This is a genomic window from uncultured Luteimonas sp. (assembly GCF_947492465.1).
Taxonomy (GTDB): Bacteria; Pseudomonadota; Gammaproteobacteria; order Xanthomonadales; family Xanthomonadaceae; genus Luteimonas.
The window spans coordinates 90,358-110,608 of the sequence record NZ_CANLNF010000003.1 but is presented as its reverse complement, the minus strand read 5'-3'; the positions used below and the strand labels follow the sequence as shown (position 1 = coordinate 110,608).

Genomic DNA, 20,251 nt, shown 5'->3' with positions numbered 1-20,251 from the left:
GACATGACAGGTGTCCCGCATGGAAAACTCCGCCATTCTGCGTCGTCTGACCGAAATGCTTCAAGAACGGGTCGGATCGACCGAAGTTCCCATTAGCGCACAGACGCGGCTCCAGGAACTGGGCATCGATTCCATCATCCAGGTCGACATCATGCTCGACCTCGAAAGCGAGCTGGACTTCACGTTCAAGAACATGTCCCTGCCCAAGGACCCGACGGTCGAGCAGATCGTCGCCCTGATCCAGGACAGCATGGGTCGCGGCCAGCAGACGTAGGCGAACGTCGCGCGGTCCAGGACCGGCGGCGGGGGATGCACGAGGCAGGGGTGAAGGCCTGCCCCGGCGGTCCTGGTCACGGAGGAAACGAACGGGACGCAAACGCCTGGCCCCGGGACGAGGCGACGACGGATTCGTTCGGTGCCGGGAATGGGCCGACCGGCGTTCATTATGAGAGTTTGGTCGCTAGACCACCTCAATTTCCACCAATCTGAAATGGAGCTTGGATGTCTTTGCATGGAAAATGGAAAAAGTCTTTAGAAACAAACATCTTGGATCCTGCAAGCGTCTAACGGAACTTCCGCTCAGGTCTTGGCGGGCATAGCCTTCTGGTGGATTAGGTGGATTGCCGTCGTTAGATAGCTGTCACGAGCATTGCGCGCGGGACGACCCTAGCACTACCCTGCGCTATGCCTGCCGCCGCTATCGCCGCCTCTCCGGTCGACTTGATAGACGGCGCGGAGGTTCCGAGATCGCTGCAGCGTCCTGTTGCGGTGGCGATCAACGACTTATGGGGCCAGCTCACGATTCAGGATCGGGCGCTCCTCGAGCCTCTCAGGCACTTTCTCAGTGTCGAGCGAGGACGACTCGAAGAGATACGGAGGCGCCCAACGGCTGCGCTCGCAAGCCCCCGGGGCTTTGCTACAACGCATCCGATCTGCTCGGCCCTGCTCAAGTTCCACAGCAGCCCGGACCGGTTCGACGGGCTCGGGAGGCTCTTGTGCATAGCTGTGGCGGCGGCCTTGGAACTAAGGGGAGCGGATAGGCGCCACCTCGCGACGCTCGCCCAGAACATCCGCGGAGCCTTGGACAGTCAAACAGCGCCCCTGCGGCTCTTCTTGCAGGACGCCGATTCAGTCGCCTCGATGCTGACGGTGGTGGACGGGGAGGTCGGGGAAGAGAGTGCGCGCAACCTCCAGAAAGGCTTCGTGGACCTCTGGCAAGGCTGGCTACGCCATCTCCTCCTTCGGTGGATCCATCGAAATCCCAACGCTCTGCGTTTGGGGCTCCGGCCCGGGTACATCGTCCCCAGGCTGGAGGGGCCCACCGTCCAGGTTTCGCTCGGGGAAGTGGGAGAGCCGGAGGGGTCGGTTTCCGTCGTTTCGGGCATTGCCCAGCCAGAGGATGGAGTCGAAGGCGCGGGCCCGGTCATCCAAGCGGCCAAAGCCCGCGCTAGCACCCTGGTGAGGGCCAGCGATGGCGACTTGTTCATCTCCACCGATCAGTCGGCTCCCGACGAGGTCGTCCGAGAAGTTGTGAAGATGGCTCTGGCTCGCATGCGGGCTGACAGTGCTCACCAAGTCTCGTGGGACGAACCCACGGTCGCGCTACTCACAGCGCTGGCTACAGGCATCCGGGAGTCCGACCTCACTCTTGTCGTCTGGGATCATATGGCCGGCGCCAACTTGGCCGCCGTCGATCCGGTTGAGCCAGTGCTGCATCGTCGCGTCGTACGGCCCGCCAACGGTATACGGCCGCCAGCCCAGCTGAAAGAGTGGCTGCATCCGAGTGCGGACGAAGTTCAATGGCCACTGCCTGCAGAGGTGCACCGGCTCCTGCTCTCAATGGCCGGCCCTGCTGGCCCGGCTCTGGGCGCGCCAGTGCTTCCCCATCTTGCAGCGAGTGCCGGATCCCTCTACTCGCTCTGGTCAGCATCTAATGACGTAGCACCGCACCTGGCCCTTCCGGCGGGGCAGGCCAGGCTAGCCATGGCTGCAGAACTAGCCCATTCCCACGGGCCTGAGGCCGCCCAGATGCTATTCGGCGATACGTTCTGCTTGTCTGCAGCACCCGCCTACTATGCAGCGGTGCCAGCGCAAGAGATTGCCGACCGCGTCGCACGGATTCACGAGCGGTGGTTCGGGAGCGCATCTCACGTAGCGCAGCAGGCAGCAGTGTTTGGCTCCCGTCTCGTCCTCACCTCCCAAGGAGCCCAGGCTTGGCCGGCCGCCCTCCGCGCAGGTGTCAAGAAGGCCACAACGGCCTCGCATGGAACCCTGACGACTGCGTACTGGAGAGCGCGTAGGGATCACCTGATGGGCGCTTTGGTGGCAGTAACGGGAGCCAGACCGGGGGGGTGGATCGGCGATTTCGACCTTGATCAGGTGATCGCGGATTATGGTCTGGTGCTCATCAAAGACAAGGCGACCGACCCGCTGCGAGAAATTCGGGTCGCGGCAACAGGACGTCGTTGGCTGGCGGGCCTGCGCAAGTACCTGGACATGCTTATTCGCATCGAACGGGGCGCGCTGGGCGAGCAAATGGCTCTGCTGGCTGGAGACATCCTTCGAGCCAAGGCGCCCCTGTTCGCAGTGATGACGGAACAGGGCGATCAAGAGGTGCCGAGCGCCCGCTACTGGCGCTCCCTTCTCCCGGAGGAACTCCAGGTAGTACCGAACTACACACGGCATCGACTCAATCAGCAGCTCACGTGCAGGAGAGTCGATGCGGAACTCAGGCATGCGCAGCTCGGTTGGGTGGTCTCGCCAGCCTTCACGCTGTCTGACCTTTCCCATTGGTCAGCACGCCATATGGCAGAGGCCCTCGCCAGCACGCTGGACGAAATCCTTGTGGAAGATGGCTGGTTTCCCGCATCTCAGCGCACCTCGCCATGGCGCTGGGATGGCGTGCCGAATCGTTCGCTATCCGACTGGAATGCGGTGGACGCAGGGGAGAGGGCGCGTAGCCAAACTGAGTTGCGCCGTGTCAAGGCGGAACTGCGCGCGCGCTGGAAAGAGACCGAGCCTGTCGTCCTTGCTGGTATCGCTGAAGCTTTTCGCAGGTTCATTCCAGCTCTGGCCGTAGACGTGAATGCGCGGAAGATCGTCGCCGGATCCGGACTCGGGGAAGCCCCGGCAGCCGTGTCCCTCACATTTGATCACCACGCGCTTATCTATGACGCCGTTCGGTCAGAGGAAAAGTGGCCAAATGACGCCGCAAGCGAGGTTGCGATGCGGATCTGGTTGTACCGTCTGGTGCGTCGCGCCAATGCGCAGGGGCTGATCGATGGGCCCCTGCCGCGCCGGCCCTTCCTGAGCGCTACAGCACAGTCGTCACCATTCCTCCCAGGACTAGGGTTAGCGGTCCGGCATGCTGAGGCACTAAGAGAGCGACTTGTCAGCCGGGCAGACGAGCAGCGAGCTAATGACGGAAAGGCCATGACGGCATGGCTGGTAGCCGCATTCTCGAGTATACGCACGCCAGAGTTAGTGAGGGGAGTTGTCGCAGCGGCAAGCAAAGCTGTGCGTCCTGCCAAGCGCGGAGATCTGCTGCGTGTCCCGGCAATGATTGATGGCAAGCCCAGGCCGGTCGTGATTGGAGGGCTGGCCGCCGTGGCCTTGGCGCAGCGGGCGAAGGCCGCGCCCACCGGGCCTCCGCCCCCTGAGGCGCGCTTAGGCGCATGGCTCAAATCGCTTGGTCTCGACGGGCTACCTTCTGCGCCGCTGGAGGCATGCAGTCGCATGTTTGCAACACTTAGAGCAGCTGGGTCTGTGGAGCTCTCCGGTCCCGAGCGAATCATGTTGAATGAGCCACAGACGGCCGCGGCCCGGGTTGAACGTAGTCTCGCCCGCGATGACGACTGGCCGGTAAACAACCTCGCCGATGCGCTTGAGGCTGCGATAGCCAAGCCATCGCTATATGAGCGCTGGCCGGGCATCGACAGAGGTTTGCCGGAGGACAGCGGAGACCAGATGGACGGCTACAGGCACCTGGTCGCCTTGCTAAACCCCGAAGGATTCGGGCGATCGCGACGAGGCAGCTCGGACGGCAAGAGGGGCTGGCGGCCTGAGCTGGGCCGGCGTTTGCAGGAGCTGCGTGAACGCTACGGAGATCGAAGTAACGTAGGCCTACTCATGGGCTATGTGGCCCACATGCACCGACATGGCGGCAGGCGGAAGTCGCAACTGGCCCATGCGACGTTAGGGACGCAGCTGACCCGATTCGGGTCCGACCTGCTCCGGATGGCTGGAAGCCAGCTCATTGCCGAATGGGACGTGACAGACTTCGAAACGGGCTACCTGGCCGTCTTGTACTGCAAGTCGGACGAGGCCAGGCGGCAGGCATTCGATGCGCTTATGGACTTCCACGGGTACCTGATCAACCTGCACCAGGTGCCGGAGATCAGCGAGGCGGCCCTGCGGAAACTTGCGGGAGAGCGGATTGTCGCCCCCCGTCCTGGGATGGTCACCCGCATGGAGGTGGAGCAGGTCTTCGACGCATTGCAGGCGGACATCGCTGCCGAGCAGGTCCGGCCCGACGCACTCCCAGAGGCTGTTCGATTGCTTCTGCTTCGGAAATTGATGTTTGCCTTGCTAGAGGCGAGTGGCATTCGACCCTCGTCAGTCTATGGCCTAACGTTGGGTGATCTCTTGCTGGCAGGTCCAGGCCGAGACTTTGTTCGTGTCAGAACCACGGGCGATTACGGGCAGGCAAAAAGCAAGGCGTCCCTTGGCTACGTCGGCCTGGAGGGACCCCTGTGGGCGCGCGCCCGTCAGGAAGTCCTGACGTGGGTGGACCAAGAGATATCCCAAGTTGGTCAGGACCGGTGGTGGAACCTGCCCCTGTTTGCGTCCGCCCCGGGTGCCAGGCGGCGATTCGGTCGGTCTTTGCTCACCGGTCGAATCGACCGGCTCCTGAAATGGGCGGTGGGCGACCCACGGGCAGGTGCCTACTGGCTACGCAAGAATAAAGTAACCGCCCGGCATGAGCGCATCTGCTCCACCTTCCAAACGCAGGCAGTGCCACCGACCGCTCGCGCTACCTACGCGGTGCTCAGGGAGTCTGGCCACACGTCAATGGATGTGCCGCTGTTTCACTACATCTCCGACCCCGCGGTGGCGCAAGCCCGGGAGCTGGCAGATGGTTGCCGGCACCCTCGACGCGCCTTTCTCAGCCTGACGGGAATCAGTGGGCCCGTGATGGACATGGCTTGGCAACGCGCGGGTGGGGCAAAATCACGTGCCAGCGTCGGTGTCGTGCTTGGCCGCGTAGGCATGATGCCGGCGGCGGCCCACGTAGAGAATGTGACGCCTGCGCCGCCGCTCAAACGACAAGGACAGCTCATGCCTCGGCATGTTGCAGCCTATGCAACCGCCATGGCAAAAGAAGACAGTAGGACGGATGCGCTGCTGCGGTGCGGCCTGTCGGAGGGACAGGCATCCAACTTGGATCTTCACGCTCGAGAACTGTGGCGACGCACGGGCTACTTGATGTGGCAGCTGCCGGAGACGCAAGGCTCAAGCGCAGTGACGGCCCTGCCCCGACGGTTGCTCGGAACTGACAGGTTGTACGCCCTGCTCGATCGGCCGGCAACCCCTGAACTCCTGCAGCTAGCGGATGCTTGGAGCACGCAGGGGTTCGTGAAGCGGGTTCAGGAAGGGCCGGTGCTGATGGAAGTCGACGATGGGCTGGCGCCCACAATCTCCACGTGGATATCGGGCCTCGACCTACAGCTTGAGGTGGAGCGCAGAACGACAGCTTGGGTTCTGCGAGGTGCCATGAATGTTCCACCGTCCAGGAGTCATGCCGCCGCCTTTAGGTGGGTCCTCGCGGTAGTGTGGATCTATACGCAGTTCACGGACAGCAGAGACCTGCCCGCCTAACTACACGATGCGGTACACGGACTTGCGAAGTCGAAACCAGATTGCAAGTGCAACGTGGCATCGCGGCCAGGGGACCAGTCGGTTGAGCCGCCTGCCCGGATTATCGTTCCCGAAAAGTGAGTGACAGCCTCCAAGCTCGCCCGCACGCGCGCCCACGACCATTCTGGATTCTCATCAGGAAGCATAACGCGGAAGAAGTCCGGACCAAGAAGAAGCGCAGTGAGGCCGCGGGACCGGTTCCGAATTAAGCCCGTGATAGGCAGATGAACCTTTCTGCTCAAGTCTTCGCGTGGCTTGGGTTCCACGAACACAGATGGCGGGAGTACCGGAACCTCGACTTGGCCATCCGCGGTACGCAGGAGCACTGGTGTACCCGCATCAACCCCGTTGGTCGACAAGACTTTCAGAACCTGACCGATCTTCGGGTTAGTGAGAGCTTCTGCGTGCAGAAGCGGCTCGTCCCTGTCTGCATTCGCAATAAGCTCTGCTGCGGTGCACGCTAGGTCTGCCGCGAGTTGAGAGGCGGTATAGCCGAGCAAAGATTTCTCGTCCTGGATGACGATGTGTACTTCGGTTCCGACCAGGAAAACCTTAGTGCTGTCACTTCCGACCGCCAGCGCTAACGAGCGAAACATCTTACTGACGCGCTCAAGCGCGCCAAGGTCCTCGTTCGTAATGCCAACCGATTCACCTTGCACGGGTCCAGACGCGATTCTGATGCTAAGTCCTTCGAGTTTCTGAGTCATTCGATGCCTGCTGAGCTGGTTGAGCTGGTTGAGCTGTGAGTTGCTCCTCTTGGGGGCGAGGAGCAAGTGGGTGTGTAGCTCAGGCCAGACTATCTCGCTCTTCGGCGGGCATGGCGCCGCAACCCACGCCGGTGCGAGGGGGGTTGCGAGTCCTTCGCCTCCGTAAGCTTTCCCTGATCTGGGGCACCCCAGAAGCGACGTCCCCCCATTCTTGAGTAGCACAGCGATCAGGAGTCCAATTCCCCAGAGCAAGGAGATTGGACGTGAAGAAGCGCTTGTCCGGACACCACCTGTCCATCAGACTGCCTGGGACTGGCGCTCGAAAATTAGAGCCAACCATCCGGAGCCGGCCGAATGCACCAGGTGCGCGTCTTCCTGAGTTCGACCTTCCTCGACTTCCAGTGGGAGCGCGACCACCTCAACACCTGCGTGCTACCGGAGGTCAACGCCGCGCTGTGCGAACGCGGGTTGCGCATCGACCTGATCGATCTGCGCTGGGGCGTGTCCGACGAGGCCGGGCTGGACCATGCTGCGGTCGAGGTTTGCCTCGGCGAGATCGAGCGCTGCTGCGCCGGCGACGCGGCGCCGGCCTTCATTCTGATGCTTGGCGAGCGCGAGGGCTGGCAGCCGCTGCCGACACTGATTGAGGCTGGGCGGTTCGCGCAGTTGCTTGAGGCGCTGCCGGCCGGCACGCCCGGCGGACAGGTGCTGCGCGCCTGGTACCGCCGAGACGACAACCACCTGCCGCCGTCGTGGGCGCTGCGCTCGCGCCGCGGTACGCCGGAGGCCGATCCCGCGCGCTGGTCGGCGATCGAGCACGGCCTGATCGAGGCGGTCGTGGCCCAGGCCGGCACGCTCGCGCCGGAGCTGGTGGCGCTGTTCACCACCCCGGTGACGCGGATGGAAGCCGACCGGGCGCTGGCCTTGGTCGGCCGCCATCCCGGGCGGGTGTCGGCGATGCGCCGGTACGGCGGGGCGGGTGCGAGAGCGGGCCTGCTTCGGCGCCTGTTCGGCAGCCGTGCGCGGCCGGCGGATGACCCGGGCCGGCCGCGGCTCGACGCGTACTGGGACACGCTCTCGCAGCAGTTGGGCGACGCGGCGATGGAGCTGGTGTCGCGGGATGGGAGCGACGAGAACTATCGCGCCTGCTTTGACGCTTGGGCCCGCGACTGCCTGCTGCGCGCGGTGCCGTCCGGCGCCGGGGCCGATCCGTCGCCGGAGGTATCAGTCGTGGCGAGCGCGCCGACGGTGCCGCGCCGGATCGAACGCCGCCTGCTGGACTGGCTTGCGGCGCCCGGTCCCGGGGTGGTGCTGGTTCACGGCCGCAGCGGCAGCGGCAAGAGCGTGCTGGCGCGCCGCTTCCGCCAGCTGGCTAGCGAACGGACGCGGGCGCGTGGGGTGCACCTGGCTGAGGACAGCGTGGCCTACGACACCGCCGGGTTCTTGGAGCGTCTCGGCGCGTGCCTGTCGCTGCCGGTCGTCGCGCAGGAGGAGGCCGGGGCGCGGATCGCCCGGTTGCATGCGGCACTGGGTGCGGCCGGGCAGGGGGTGCTGGTCGTCGACGCCCTCGAGTCGGTGGCCTGGCGCGACGCCTCCGAGGCCTTGGCCTGGCTGCCGGACCAAGTCGGTGCCGGCACCCGGGTGCTACTGACCACCTCGAGCGACGCGATCCGTCAGGCCTTCCTCGGCCTGTACCCTGAGCAGGCCCTGGCCGTACTGGACGAGATGGACGACGAGGAAAGTGCGGCCCAGATTGAGGCCGTGCTCGCCGCCGCTCGGCGCCGCGTGACGCCGGCGCAGGCGACGGCCCTGGTCGAGGGAACCCGCGGCCTGCCCGGCCGCGCGCTGGCCAACCGCATCGCCGCGGTGTTCGCGCGCCGGCTGGCCGCGGACGCGCCGGCGCCCGCACGCCCCGAAGGCCTGCAGGGCTGGGTGCGACTGTGGATGGAAGACCTCGCTGAGGCCCGCGGCCACGGCCGACCGCTGGTAGCGTCGACCCTGGCTCTGGTCTTCGTCGCCCGCCACCGCGTGTCCGAGCTCGACCTGTTCGCCACCCTCGCGCACAGCGGCGAGGTGCGGGCCTGGTTCGTCGCCGCCTTCCCGTTCGCGCCGCCTCCGCCCGAGGGCCTACCGCGCACCACTTTCAGCCGGCTGATGACCGACCTGAGCGACATGTTCGACGAGGACGGCGGCGCCGGCGAACTTTACTACCGCCTCTCTCATGCCCTGCTGCGCGATGCGCTGGCGGCCGAACTGGGGGCAGAGCGGCTGGCCTGGGCCCATCGCGAGTTGGCTGCACGGGGCATGGAGGACACGGCCACCGGAGTCGCCGGCGACGCGCCCTCGCCTTACCGCCTGGGCGAGACCCTGTACCAGCTGGTCCGCTCCGGCCCCGGGGCTCGCGCGACCTTGGAATCGCTGTACGCCGATGTCGGCGTCTTGGCCGCGAAGACGGCGCCGGCGGGCCTGGCCGACACCCTGGAGGAGGTGGACCTGCTGCATGCCGACCGCGGCTGGGACTCGCCGTTGCTGCAAGCGGCCGGCGAACTGCTTCGGCAGCTGGGCGCGCAACTGCGGCGCCTGCCCGAGCACGCCGAACGCGCCGACCTGCTGCGCCAGGCGATCGACGTCGACCTCGCCTCGAACCCGCTGCGCCAGGCGCTGCACGCACGCGACGACGGGCCGCGCATTCGCCAGTGTCTGGTGATGCCGCGGTTGCCGGGCCTGGTGCGGATCGACGCCGACCCCAGCCGCGCGCTCGTGCGCAGCCTCGCCTTCGACGACGAGCTGGCGATGGTGCAGGAGGACGGATCGATCGCGATCGTCGGCGCGCTCCACGGCGAGGTGCGGCGGCAGCTGCCCGGCCATCCCGGCGGCGACGCCGCCGGCTCGGGGATAGAGCTGGTGCCGGTACCCGGGCGCCGGCTGCTGAGCTGCGGCCGAGACGGCGAGGTCGCGCTGTCGAGCGTCCCGGCCGGGCGCGACCTGCTGCGGCTGGCGACCGGCGGCGGGCCGGTGGTGCGCGTCGACCGGCTCACCGACGGCACCCTTATGGCCTTCGGCCGCGGCCGCGACGATCAGGGCGGGATCCTCTACCGCTGGTCCGCCGACGGCACCCCCAGCGGGCGCATCGAGGTGGCCGGCAGCAGCCTGCCCGGCCAGGCGATCGCAGCGGACGGCGCGCACGTGGACACCACCGTGGCCACGGACCTCGCCCTGCCCCGGCTCAACAGCGCCGGCAACCGCCTGTTCGCCGCCTTCCAGTCGCATTTCGCCGCCATCGACCATGACCACGTACTGACCACGGGCATGGGCGCGACCGCGATCTGGTCGTTTCGCAGCGGCGGCGCCGTGCTCTCGCTCTCCAGCCTGTTCCACGGCCACAGTCACGCGCCGAAGCTGGTCCTGCCCTCGCGGGGGAACGCGCTGCTGGCGACGGGCGGCGGTGGCCTGCTGCGGCTCGATCCGCATGAGGGCCGGATCGAGGTGCTACAGCGGGGCACCGAGTCCGGCGGCGCCGACCAGCTGGATGACGCCAGGCTGTTCTCATGGACCACCGACCCGGACGGCCGGCTGTGCATCACGCTGCTCGACATCGCCAGCGGCGAGGTGCTCGCCCGCTTTCGTACCGATCCGCCGGAGGAGCCATCGTCGTCCTATTTCCGCGGCGCCGCCTCCAACGTCTTCCGCGGCGTGCTGCCGATGGACGGCCACTTGCTGGCTTGGTCGGGCTACGGCTGCGAGCGCGTGGATCTAGACGAGGGCCGGTTGCGATCGCTGGCGCGTTGGGGCTTCGACCAATACACCACCCAGGCGCTGGCGATCGATGGGCGTCGCGCGCTGCTGCTGCAGGGCGGGCGTCCAGTGGTCTTCGACTCGGTCCTCGGCGCGGCCATCTACGACCTGTCCGGTCGCACCGGCCAGATCGAGGAACTTGAGGCTCTAGGCGACGGCCGCATGCTCGCCAAGCCATGGCGCGGCCGCCCCTTCTACTGGGACGTGCAGGCCAGCCTGCGCTGGATCGACAGCCGCGATCTGTCCGAGCTGGGGGGGCAGCCGCAGGGCACCCGCGACGCCCTGTTGCTGCCGGGCCGCCACCTGCTGGCGCGACACAGGCCACGGCCAAGCGCGGTCACCCGCTTCGGCCTGTGGCAGGCCGGCGAGCGCCAGCTGGAGCAAGCGGCCGAGATCGTCGGCGTCGAGATCGTCGACGAAAAGGGCGAGGGCGGCAGCTGCGCCAACCGCTTCGGCCCGCTGCTGTTGCTCCACGGCGGCGGTCCGGGCGCGTTCCGGCTGGTGGCGCTCCCCGACCAGGGCGTGTTTGAGTTCCGCGGCCGCACCGCCGCGCCGCTGCGCCACGTCCTGCCGCTGTTCGACGAAGACGGCTCGTCGCGGCTGGCGGTGGCCTGCGTGCTGGTCTCCGACGGCGATGGGCTCGAGGTGGTGGCGATCGAAAACGGGCTGTCGTGGGCACTTCCGCGACCCGACGCACAGCCGGTGCTCGGCTTCGTCCGGCTCGACGAGGGCGTAGTGCTGGTCGCCACCGCGCGTGCGCTGTGGCGGATCGACTTCGCCACGCTGCTGCCGCGCGAGCCCCGCTACATTCGCCTGGCCGGTGTCGACGATGACGACGGCGAGGACGCCGAAGTGCTCGGCCTGGTCCACGGCGAGGCCGATCCGGCGGGTCTGCTGTTGGCCCGGTGCCGGCAGGTGCCCGGCGACAAGGACTCACCCTTCGAGACCCTGGTCCTGGCCTACGACCTCGCCCGCGGCACGCTTGACCGCCAGGTCCTGCCGCACGCATCGCAATGGACCGTGGTCGACGGCGGCCTCGTGCTGCATCCGGTCTCCGGTGCCGCCATCGACCTCCGCTTCGACCCCGCGACCAGGACCATGGCGCCGCAGCCGCATCGGGTTGGCCAAGTCCACGCCTGGCCGCGGCGCCCGCTGCAGCGGATTGTCCGCTCCCTCTTCGAAGGCAGCGGTGTTGAGCGGCGACCGCTGTTCGAGTCGCACCCTGGCCTGGTTCTGGAGTGGCAGGATGACGCCGGCCGCCTCCGCTTCCTCGGCGACCGGATCGAATCCGACACAAGCCGCGGTGTGGTGCGCTGGTTCGCCGACGGAGGCTACGACGTGCTCGACTTCGACCCTGGCGAGCGACGCATCGTCGTGCGCACGCGGCACGACCAGACGATCCAGCTGCTCGATGCCAGCCCCGATCCGGTCGCGCCGGACCCGCGGCAGGCCTCGGTGGTCGAGCGGGCGAAGGCGCAGGTCGACCCGGCGCTGGCGCGCTTGCTCCGGCGCTGCGGACAGCCGGCGCTGGCGGCGGCCATGGCGCGGCACTGGATCGGCGAGGTCGAGCAGGGGGCGTCCGCGGGTAAGGCCGAGCGCCTGGCCTTGGTGCTACTAGAGCTGGCCGAGGCGGCGATCGCCACGGGTGACATCGAGCTCACCAGCCGCGCACTGCAGGAACAGGTCGGGCTGCTGCCTGCGATCCGGGCCGAATCCGGCGCCCATGCAGTCGGCTGGCTGTCGGTGGCGATGGCCGAAACCGCGGCGAAGCACGCGATCATCTCCGGTCGCCCCGAAGACGCCCACGCCTCCCTGCTGCCGCCACTTGGACAGCCGCTCGACCCCGCCCTGCTGCGCTACCGCCTCGCGGTCTACTTGCACGCGGCCCTGCCCCTGCTGCGCCCCGACCCCGTCCGCCACGCCCGGGTCCTGGCTGCGCGCGAGGCCCTGGGCGAGGCGCTGGACGCGCTCGGCGACGAGGCGGCGGCCGCGGGCGCGGGGGTGCTAGGCGACCTCGACTGGCTGCTCGCGCGCTGCGCCCCGCCGCCGACACCGGATCCGGCGGGCGTCGACTGGGCCGTCGCCGCCGGCGACGCACATGCCGCGAGCCTGCAGCGTGCCCTGGCCGGCGACGGCGACGCCTGCAATACCCTGGGCGCCGCCTTTGGCCGCGGCCAATCGGTCGAGCGCAACCCGGCGTTCGCCGCCTACTGGTACCAGCGCGGCGTCCACGCCGGCCACAGCCCGAGCGCCTTCAACCTCTCGCAGATGTACCGCCACGGCGAGGGTGTGGCCAAGGACTTGGTGCGCAGCTTCGAACTGCTCCGGCGCGCCGCCGAGGGCGGGATAACGATGGCCAAATCCAACCTCGGCAACCAGCTGATCCGCGGCGAAGGCTGCGCGCCCGATCCCGTCGAGGCGCGGCTCTGGCTGCAGCAGGCCTGCGCCGAGGGCGACACCCTCGCCCCGGTCTCGCTCGCCCTGCTGCTGGCTACTGGCGAGGGAGGCCCCCGCGATCTTGCCGGCGCGCGCGAGCTGCTGCAGCCGTTGGCACGGCTGGGCAATCCCAACGCGATCACGCTGCTAGCGCGGCTGGAGGGCGCCGCGCCCTGACCGCGTCAGTGGCGCTCGGTGGCGTATGGCCGGGTCGGTGGCTGTCGGCAGCTGCTCTTTGGTAATGCGCGACACACCTACAATCCGGGAATGACTTCCTACATCAAGAAGCCCATACCCGTGCAGGTCGAGTTCGCGACATCCGCCGGGAACCTGCCCACCCCGGAAGGCCGCGTGGCCTATGAGTCCGGGGATGCTCTGGTCACCGGTGTGGCGGGAGAGCGGTGGCCCATCCGCCGCGAGCGGTTCGAACGCACATACCGTGCTTGCGATGCCGATGGCGCAATGGGACGGAATGGGCGCTTCATGAGACAACCTGCCCTTGTTCATGCACGGCAAACAGTAAACTCGATCCGCATTCCACTGGAAAGGAACCTTGGCATCCTTTTAGCGAAAGTGGGGGACTGGATCGTGACCGGCCCGGATGGGGAAATCTGGCCCGTTGCCAATGGCATCTTCCAGGAAAGCTACGAACCTGCAGGTGCACCGGAGTATTCGGAATAACACGCCAGTTGCACGGGGACATGCGCATGAAGGGGCTGCCACAACGTTTCTGGGTACTAATACTGCTGGCGACCGGCACCGTGGTGCTGGGCACCCTAGGTCTGCTGGGGCGCGGCCTTTCCGGCAGCAGCCCGGATCCGGGACCCGGCCACTTCTTCGATGCCGTTCTGGAAGCCATTTCCTACCTGACCCTCAACGGCTTCAATCCCATTGATCCCGACACGGACGGCTGGGGCAACCTGGCCACATGGAGCATCCGTGCTGCCCGCGTGCTGGCGCTGGTTTTCGTGATCACCGGTATTAGCGTGCTCGTCGACGCCCTGCTGGGCGAATTCGGCAGCTGGCGTTTCCGCTGGCGTGCGCAGGGTCCTTTCAGCCCGCGCCGCCTAGATCTGGTCTGCGGGCTGGCTGGCCCCGGATTGTCATTCATTCACAACACCTGTCTTGGAGACCAAGGCGACAACAAACACACGTTGGCCATCGATGCGGGACCTTCCACGAAGGCCATCGACATATGCCAGCGCATGGGGGTTCCCTTGATGGTGGGGGATGCCGGCGATGCGTCGGTGTTGGCACGCCTTAAGCTGGAACGCATTGCGAGGGTCTTCGTCAGCACGGGATCGGATGACGCCAATCTGCGGATCGTCTTCCTGCTGGCCGAACATACCCGCAGCCGGAACGTCAGTAGCACGCAGTCCCGCATGCTTTGCGTCGTCCACCTGGACGATACAGTCCACCACGCCCCGCTGCTCAAGGCGCTTCCGCCCGACCACAACTTGGACCTGCGGATATTCAATACCGAATCAGTAACCGTACGCGAACTCTACCGCTTGCATCCGCTCGACCGGTTTCATGATCAATCTGCGCCACATCCCGGAAGCGGAGTGCCGCCAACGGGCATTCATCTGGTGGTGGTTGGTGATGGCGCGATGGCAGACGAACTGCTGTTGCAGGCGCAGCAACTGAACGTCTACGAGCCCTCCCTGTCGTTGCGAGTGGATGTGCTGTGCCGCCATCCCGGACAAGCAGCGGACCACTGGCAATCCCGGCATGTCTGTCATCCCCATCGAACGTACTTGGAGAGCGGCGGCATCCTGCTTTCACCCGAGGCGGTATGGAAGAGCGAGAATGTCCTTCCAAGCATCGGCTTCCATCCCTTGCCAGGCGCGGCACGCGCACAGATCGCGTGGTGCGAGACACACTGCGGCCAGCCAGGCTGGACCACCACATTCGTCATCGCATTGCAGGATCCGAACGCAGCCGCCGCCTCTGCGCTTGGTCTGGTCGAAACCCTGCGCACCATGCGCGGGCAAGGAGTGGAGCTCTGGATCTATCTGCGTAATGGCAATCTGGAGAATGTCCGCCGGCTGTTCGACGCCGCCGATATCGCCAACGGGGGAGAGGGCTGGATCCGGCTCTTTGGCGATTATCTTGGTGAGTGTAGCCGCGACCTGGCCGTTGCCTCTCAGATCGAGGCCGCCGCGCAGCGGGTCAACCTGATCTACAACCTTCCCCCGGAAGCAAGGGGCGCGGAATTCTTGGCCGATCAAGCCGCCGCCACGGACTTTTGGCACGCATGCGACGAAGCCCACCGCGACTCCAGCCGGCAGGCCGCCGCACATGCATGGATCAAGCAACGCATCGCAGCCCGGTTGGACCTGCAAAGGGAGCTGGACCATGCAGTGCCATCGTTGCGCGAGTACGTGGGCAACGATCCGGTGAAGCTCCTGGCCACCGTCGAGCACCGGCGCTGGTGCGCCCAGCAACTACTGGCTGGAATGACACCGCTGCTCACCCATCCCACAGCCGCCACGACCGGGCAATGGAATGCCGATGACCTGGATATCGCCAGGGCGTGGTTCGGCTCAAGCGAAGTAAAAAAATCATGGCAACGACGCAACAGGCATGCCGACCTGATGCCCTTTGCCTCACTGGCCCACTTCAATGCACTGGATATCCACGAAGCCATGGGCGCCACCATGAGCCTCGGTGACAGGGAGCAAGCGAAAGACGTTGACCTGGCCCGATTGACGCATTACATAACAGGTGGCCGGGCTGCCGCCGCCGAGTGATCGCCAATAAGGAACGCAACTGCGATCGACCAAACCGGCCGTCGGCGGATATGCCCGGCCGGCCAACCCTAGGCCGCGCCTTCACCCGCAACCAGCAGCTCCGCCAACAGCGTGTCATCGGCCGGTGCCGCCCAAGCCGCCACACCAGACAGGATGGACACGGGCAACAGTTCCGGTGCCGGTTGCGGACGCTCGTACAACCGTTGCGGGGTACCGGAACCGGGGAGGATGGAACGATTGCGCTCATGCAGCGGATTCGAATCGAACTGCTCAGCGAAAGCAGCATCACGTAAATAGTTGGGGACGCGCGCAACCACTGCCTGGTCACCGGCAATCTGCAACACCATCTCGTCGCGGTCCAGGTCCAGCACGCCAATGCCATCGCCAAAGCCGGTCAGTTCGGACATCGCCCTGGCCGCGATCTGGTTCAATGCACCGAAGCACTGCAGCACTCTGCAATTGTTGACCATGGTTTGCCAGTCACGTGGATACAGCAGCTGCAGCTGGCTTACGTCTTGCCAGAAACTCCACGTCTGCATGCCATAGCCACGCAGTAGCGTGATGGCCTGCCGCAGCTGCGGCAGCTCGCCCAACTGGGCCGCCTCGTCTAGGATGAACAGTGTCGGCAACTCCGGCCGTGCACGGCGGCGGGTGATGAGGGACATCAACGTGCCTATCCACAACCGCAGCAATCGGCTGTGCGACTCAAGCATGTGTGGGGGCAACACCAGGTAGATGGACAGCGGCCCGCCACTGGTCACGTCGTCCAGGTCGAAGGACGTGCTGGCGACGTTCTCCTGGATGCGCGTTCCACGCAGGAAATCCAGCATGTCCTGGGCGAAAGAGAGAAAACCACCGATGGTCTCGGATGCGGCGATCTCCAGGATACGGGCGATCCGCCGCGCCTCCGGGTGCGGGGATTCGGCCATCATACGTGCCAGTTCGGCCGGGTTGCCCGCCGCCGCATTCACCAAGTCACGGGCATGCAGCAGGTTGGCGCTGCCTGGCGGCTCGGTGCACAGAACATGCAGCAACACGCCGATCACCAGATGCACGGCGCGATTGCTCCAGAATGCGTTCCGCGGATCCTGTGACTCCAGGCCCAGGGCCTCCGCCAGCACCGCCAGTTCGTCCACCGCCCCGGCCTGCATGATGTCGATGGCATCCAGTGGGTTGAGCGTGCCGCTGGGGAAGTCGGTAATACCCATCGGGTCGATGATGACCACACGCTGACCCATCTCGCGCCGCCGGCGGGCGGTAATGGCCACGTTCTCGCCCTTCGGATCGACCACGATCACCGGACCCTGGTGGCGCAGCAGGGCAGGAATGACACAACCGGTGCCCTTGCCTGCCCCGGTCGGGGCGATAGTCATAAGGTGCCCTTCGCCATTGAGTATGACCGGATCAAGGTATCCGGTCGCAGTGGTCTTGAGCGATTGCCCAAACGAGAACCCGAACGGCTGCCGTGCACGCTGCGCTTCGAGCGACCAGCCGACAAGGAGACCTTCGCCTTGGATGCTTTCGGGAAGCCTGAGTGGATGTGCGTTGATGAAAGGCATTGCTCAGGTCTCCGGATTTGCAATCGGGAAGGCATGCAGGTCGCGCACCGGTGACCGGTGGCGGCGGAGTGCTACCGCATCGGATGCGATCAGCTCGTCCTCCTCCATCTCAACCAGGCCTTGGACCACGCGAAAGCGGGCGGAAAACAGGTCCTGGCCGTAACTGACGGTGGTCCGGACAACCAGGTCCTCACCGTCGCGAACCGCGGTTAACGGCTGCAAGCGGCTATACCATCCCGGGTCCCGCGCATAGCCCCACAGCAAAGGGTGATGATCGTGCTCGATGATCGTAAAGGGACCTTCGCTACCCCATACCGCGCCACAGAACAAGCGCAGGTACTCAGGGCCGGTAACGATCTCGTCCAGAGCCGCCAGGGCAGGTGCAAGTGGCTGGGCTCCCGGCGCAGCGCGCCACCCACCCTGATTGAGCGAATGCAGGAGTTCGGAGCTGCCGTTGACGAGAACTAGCACGTTTGGACCGTAGAGCACGTCGATCGTGCCCACTTCACCCGGTGCCGTGATTACCTGTGCTTCAACCAGGACCCATCCCGGGTAGCAGCGCAACGGGAGATAGCCCGGCTCCCCCCACAAACCCTCCGCCAACCCTTGGGCTCCCTGCACTCCCTCATGTGATGCAGCCTCAAGACGCTGGCGGAAAAGTAAGGCTTGGGCAGGCGACATGCGCTTCCAGCCCCCAATCATCAACGGGACATGCGGCATGGCCTCGACCTCATGTTCGGGAAGTGTCGAGCCTATCGTTCATCCCCTCGCCACGTCCATCTGCCGACTTGCCCCCGGTAGCCGTACCACTCGTTACTGGGAGAGCCTGTGGTTGAAGGGTGCTGCGGTGGGGTGGCTTGGGTTCGGTGGCTGGCAGCAAGCTTGGCTGGAGGGATGCGCCCCTAGCTGCTGTGCGGTCGCACCCGATTGTAGTCACGGCGCCACTCGGCGATGACGTCGCGGGCTTGGACCAGCGACGCGACCCAGTGCTCGTTGAGGAACTTGTTCCGGAACTTGCCGTTGAAGCTCTCCATTTAGCCGTTTTGCATGGGCCAGCCGGGATCGACCAGCAGGTGTTGGATGCTGTTCTGCTGCGTCCAAGCGTGGTACGGCTCAGTGGGGGCAGGTCAATGGTAGGCCACGGAACGCTCCCATTGGGCAACCGCTGCGCTACGAACGGTCGACCGCGCGAAGCTTATCCAACCGGGCCACTTTGTTGGTCGCGCTCACCGAATTCCGTACGGCCGATGGGAGTAATCGACTTCCTCCGCCCTTCCGACGAATGGTCGTCCGGGTTCTTCAGGGCACCGCGTTGGCTCGCAGAGACGAGCGGGGATTCGCTCGTCCGGCCGGCACATCGTGTCCGTTCCCGACAACTGCCGCATCTGGATCTGCCCCCCCCCCCACCCCACCCCCGGAAACAGGGGCGTATCGAGCCAATGGGAATCAAAAGGAGTTGGCATCATGGGAATCAACCAAGGCAAGCCGCTACAGCAATCTCTCTCCGACTATCCGCGGCGCATCATCGTCCGGCTCAGCGAAGCCGCCGCATCGGCCCAACAGGCGAGAACGCTGGGCACCGCCTTCAAGGATTTGGACGGCATGCGGCTTCGACCCTACGTGCCGAGCGCCCATGCGCCGCCGCCGCCCTCACGTAAGCCGGGCGTCGGTGGCGGCGAAGCCCGCCGGCGGCTCCAGCGCTACCACGTCATTGACCTCGCGTCGTCTGACGACGCGGAGCGCGTCCTGAAAGAGCTGCTCGCGACGCCGGGCATTGAAACGGCCTATCTCGAACCCGAACCGCTACCGCCGCCGGTGGACCCGGACGACGACCCACGCAGCGCGAACCAACTCTATCTCGACGCGGCGCCGCGCGGCATCGATGCGCGCTGGGCTTGGAGCCGCAGCGACGGCGACGGAGTGACCGTCATCGACATGGAGCAGGGCTGGACACTCAACCACGAGGATCTCCAAGCGGCGGCGATTGACCTCATCTCGGGGCAGAACCGCGCCTGGCACGGGCATGGCACAGCCGTCCTCGGCGAACTGGCCGGCGTCGACAACACCATCGGCGTCGTCGGCATCGCCCCCGGCGCGCGGACACGCGTGGTCTCGGAATGGCGCACCATGACCGACTACAACAGCGCCGACGCGATCGTATCCGCGGCGTCGGTGATGGAGCCTGGCGACGTCCTGCTGCTCGAAGCACAGACCCGCTACGGTACCGTCCAGAACGTCCCGATTGAAGTTCACGACGCGATCTTCGACGCCATCCGCGATGCGGTCGACAACGGCATCGTCGTGGTCGAGGCCGCGGGAAACGGCAGCGTCGACCTCGACACCTTCCAGACCGCGGACGGACGGCGCATCCTCAATCGCGCCAGTTCAGATTTCCGCGACTCGGGGGCAATTCTCGTCGGTGCAGCGCGCTCGCCCGTGCCCCATATGCGCAGCGGTTTCTCAAACTTTGGCAGCCGCATTGACTGCTACGGCTGGGGCGACAGCATCGACACCTGCGGGGACGGCCAGACCGGCAGCCTGACCAACAGCTACACCACCGGCTTCGGCGGAACCTCAGGCGCGTCGCCGATGGTGACAGGCGCTGCCGCGCTGCTGCAGTCCTGGCACAAGCGCGTCTTTCGCAGGATCCTCACCCCCGACGAGATGCGGGAGCTGCTCAGCGATCCCGCACGTAACACCGCCAGCCAAGCCCCCGCGACCGACCGGATCGGAGTCATGCCGGACCTGCGGCGGCTCATCGAGTCGTTGGAAGTTCGCTACCCGATGCCGGAGCTCAACCGCTGGTCGATCGTCGTGCGCATCCTGTTTGGCGTCATCGACGACGCTGGCGGCGTCGTCATCGTTCCCGGTAAGGGTCCGGTGCCGATCGACCCATGGGTCGGGCGCCTGAGGCAGCCGTCCACGGAACTCGGCGACGTGCTCGCGTCGCTGGCGATGTACGAGCTGGCGTCGCTCATCAAGAACGACGCGCATCGCGAAAAGCTGAAAGCGGGCGCCGTGGAGGGGATTGCCGCAGCCGTCGGCAAGATGCAGTAGGCAATGATCGCTTCATCAACAAAGGAAG

At 66.0% G+C, this 20,251-nt stretch carries 8 protein-coding genes and 1 pseudogene; 6 read left to right on the top strand and 3 right to left on the bottom strand.

Annotation, left to right across the window (positions count from 1 at the left end; all coding sequences use genetic code 11):
• Positions 1–19 precede the first annotated feature (19 nt).
• From Q0863_RS08600 to Q0863_RS08580, 5 genes are all read left to right on the top strand, one after another.
• Positions 20–274, top strand: a complete 255-nt coding sequence (locus tag Q0863_RS08600; protein ID WP_298577258.1) for an acyl carrier protein — start codon at positions 20–22, stop codon at positions 272–274.
• A 2,036-nt stretch (positions 275–2,310) separates the two neighbouring features.
• The gene (locus Q0863_RS08595) at positions 2,311–5,877 is read left to right on the top strand and encodes a hypothetical protein (protein ID WP_298577256.1); all 3,567 of its coding nucleotides are present in this window, start codon (positions 2,311–2,313) and stop codon (positions 5,875–5,877) included.
• A 1,100-nt stretch (positions 5,878–6,977) separates the two neighbouring features.
• Positions 6,978–13,031: an AAA family ATPase gene (locus Q0863_RS08590; protein WP_298577254.1), complete on the top strand. Its 6,054-nt coding sequence runs from the start codon at positions 6,978–6,980 to the stop codon at positions 13,029–13,031.
• 90 nt (positions 13,032–13,121) lie between these two features.
• The gene (locus tag Q0863_RS08585) at positions 13,122–13,535 is read left to right on the top strand and encodes a PGDYG domain-containing protein (protein WP_298577253.1); all 414 of its coding nucleotides are present in this window, start codon (positions 13,122–13,124) and stop codon (positions 13,533–13,535) included.
• A 26-nt stretch (positions 13,536–13,561) separates the two neighbouring features.
• The gene (locus Q0863_RS08580; RefSeq protein ID WP_298577252.1) at positions 13,562–15,607 is read left to right on the top strand and encodes an NAD-binding protein; all 2,046 of its coding nucleotides are present in this window, start codon (positions 13,562–13,564) and stop codon (positions 15,605–15,607) included.
• A gap of 68 nt (positions 15,608–15,675) precedes the next feature.
• On the opposite strand, the gene Q0863_RS08575 is transcribed toward Q0863_RS08580, so the two are convergent.
• The 3 genes and pseudogenes from Q0863_RS08575 to Q0863_RS08565 form a co-directional block, all read right to left on the bottom strand.
• A complete protein-coding gene (locus tag Q0863_RS08575; protein ID WP_298577250.1) occupies positions 15,676–17,166 on the bottom strand; it encodes a type IV secretory system conjugative DNA transfer family protein in 1,491 nt (496 codons plus the stop codon).
• 3 nt (positions 17,167–17,169) lie between these two features.
• Positions 17,170–17,670: a hypothetical protein gene (locus tag Q0863_RS08570; RefSeq protein WP_298577248.1), complete on the bottom strand. Its 501-nt coding sequence runs from the start codon at positions 17,668–17,670 to the stop codon at positions 17,170–17,172.
• A 401-nt stretch (positions 17,671–18,071) separates the two neighbouring features.
• A pseudogene (locus Q0863_RS08565) lies at positions 18,072–18,248 on the bottom strand (transposase); the annotation flags it as partial.
• A 382-nt stretch (positions 18,249–18,630) separates the two neighbouring features.
• On the opposite strand from Q0863_RS08565, the gene Q0863_RS08560 reads away from it, so the two are divergent.
• A complete protein-coding gene (locus Q0863_RS08560; RefSeq protein WP_298577247.1) occupies positions 18,631–20,223 on the top strand; it encodes a S8 family peptidase in 1,593 nt (530 codons plus the stop codon).
• Positions 20,224–20,251: the final 28 nt, after the last annotated feature.

Bases quoted from the DNA above. Each gene is read 5' to 3' on its own strand.
- Q0863_RS08600 (WP_298577258.1), top strand. From the start codon at position 20: ATGGAAAACTCCGCCATTCTGCGTCGTCTGACCGAAATGCTTCAAGAA.
- Q0863_RS08560 (WP_298577247.1), top strand. From the start codon at position 18,631: ATGGGAATCAACCAAGGCAAGCCGCTACAGCAATCTCTCTCCGACTAT.
- Q0863_RS08590 (WP_298577254.1), top strand. From the start codon at position 6,978: ATGCACCAGGTGCGCGTCTTCCTGAGTTCGACCTTCCTCGACTTCCAG.
- Q0863_RS08575 (WP_298577250.1), bottom strand. From the start codon at position 17,166: ATGCCTTTCATCAACGCACATCCACTCAGGCTTCCCGAAAGCATCCAA.
- Q0863_RS08585 (WP_298577253.1), top strand. From the start codon at position 13,122: ATGACTTCCTACATCAAGAAGCCCATACCCGTGCAGGTCGAGTTCGCG.
- Q0863_RS08580 (WP_298577252.1), top strand. From the start codon at position 13,562: ATGAAGGGGCTGCCACAACGTTTCTGGGTACTAATACTGCTGGCGACC.
- Q0863_RS08595 (WP_298577256.1), top strand. From the start codon at position 2,311: ATGGGCGCTTTGGTGGCAGTAACGGGAGCCAGACCGGGGGGGTGGATC.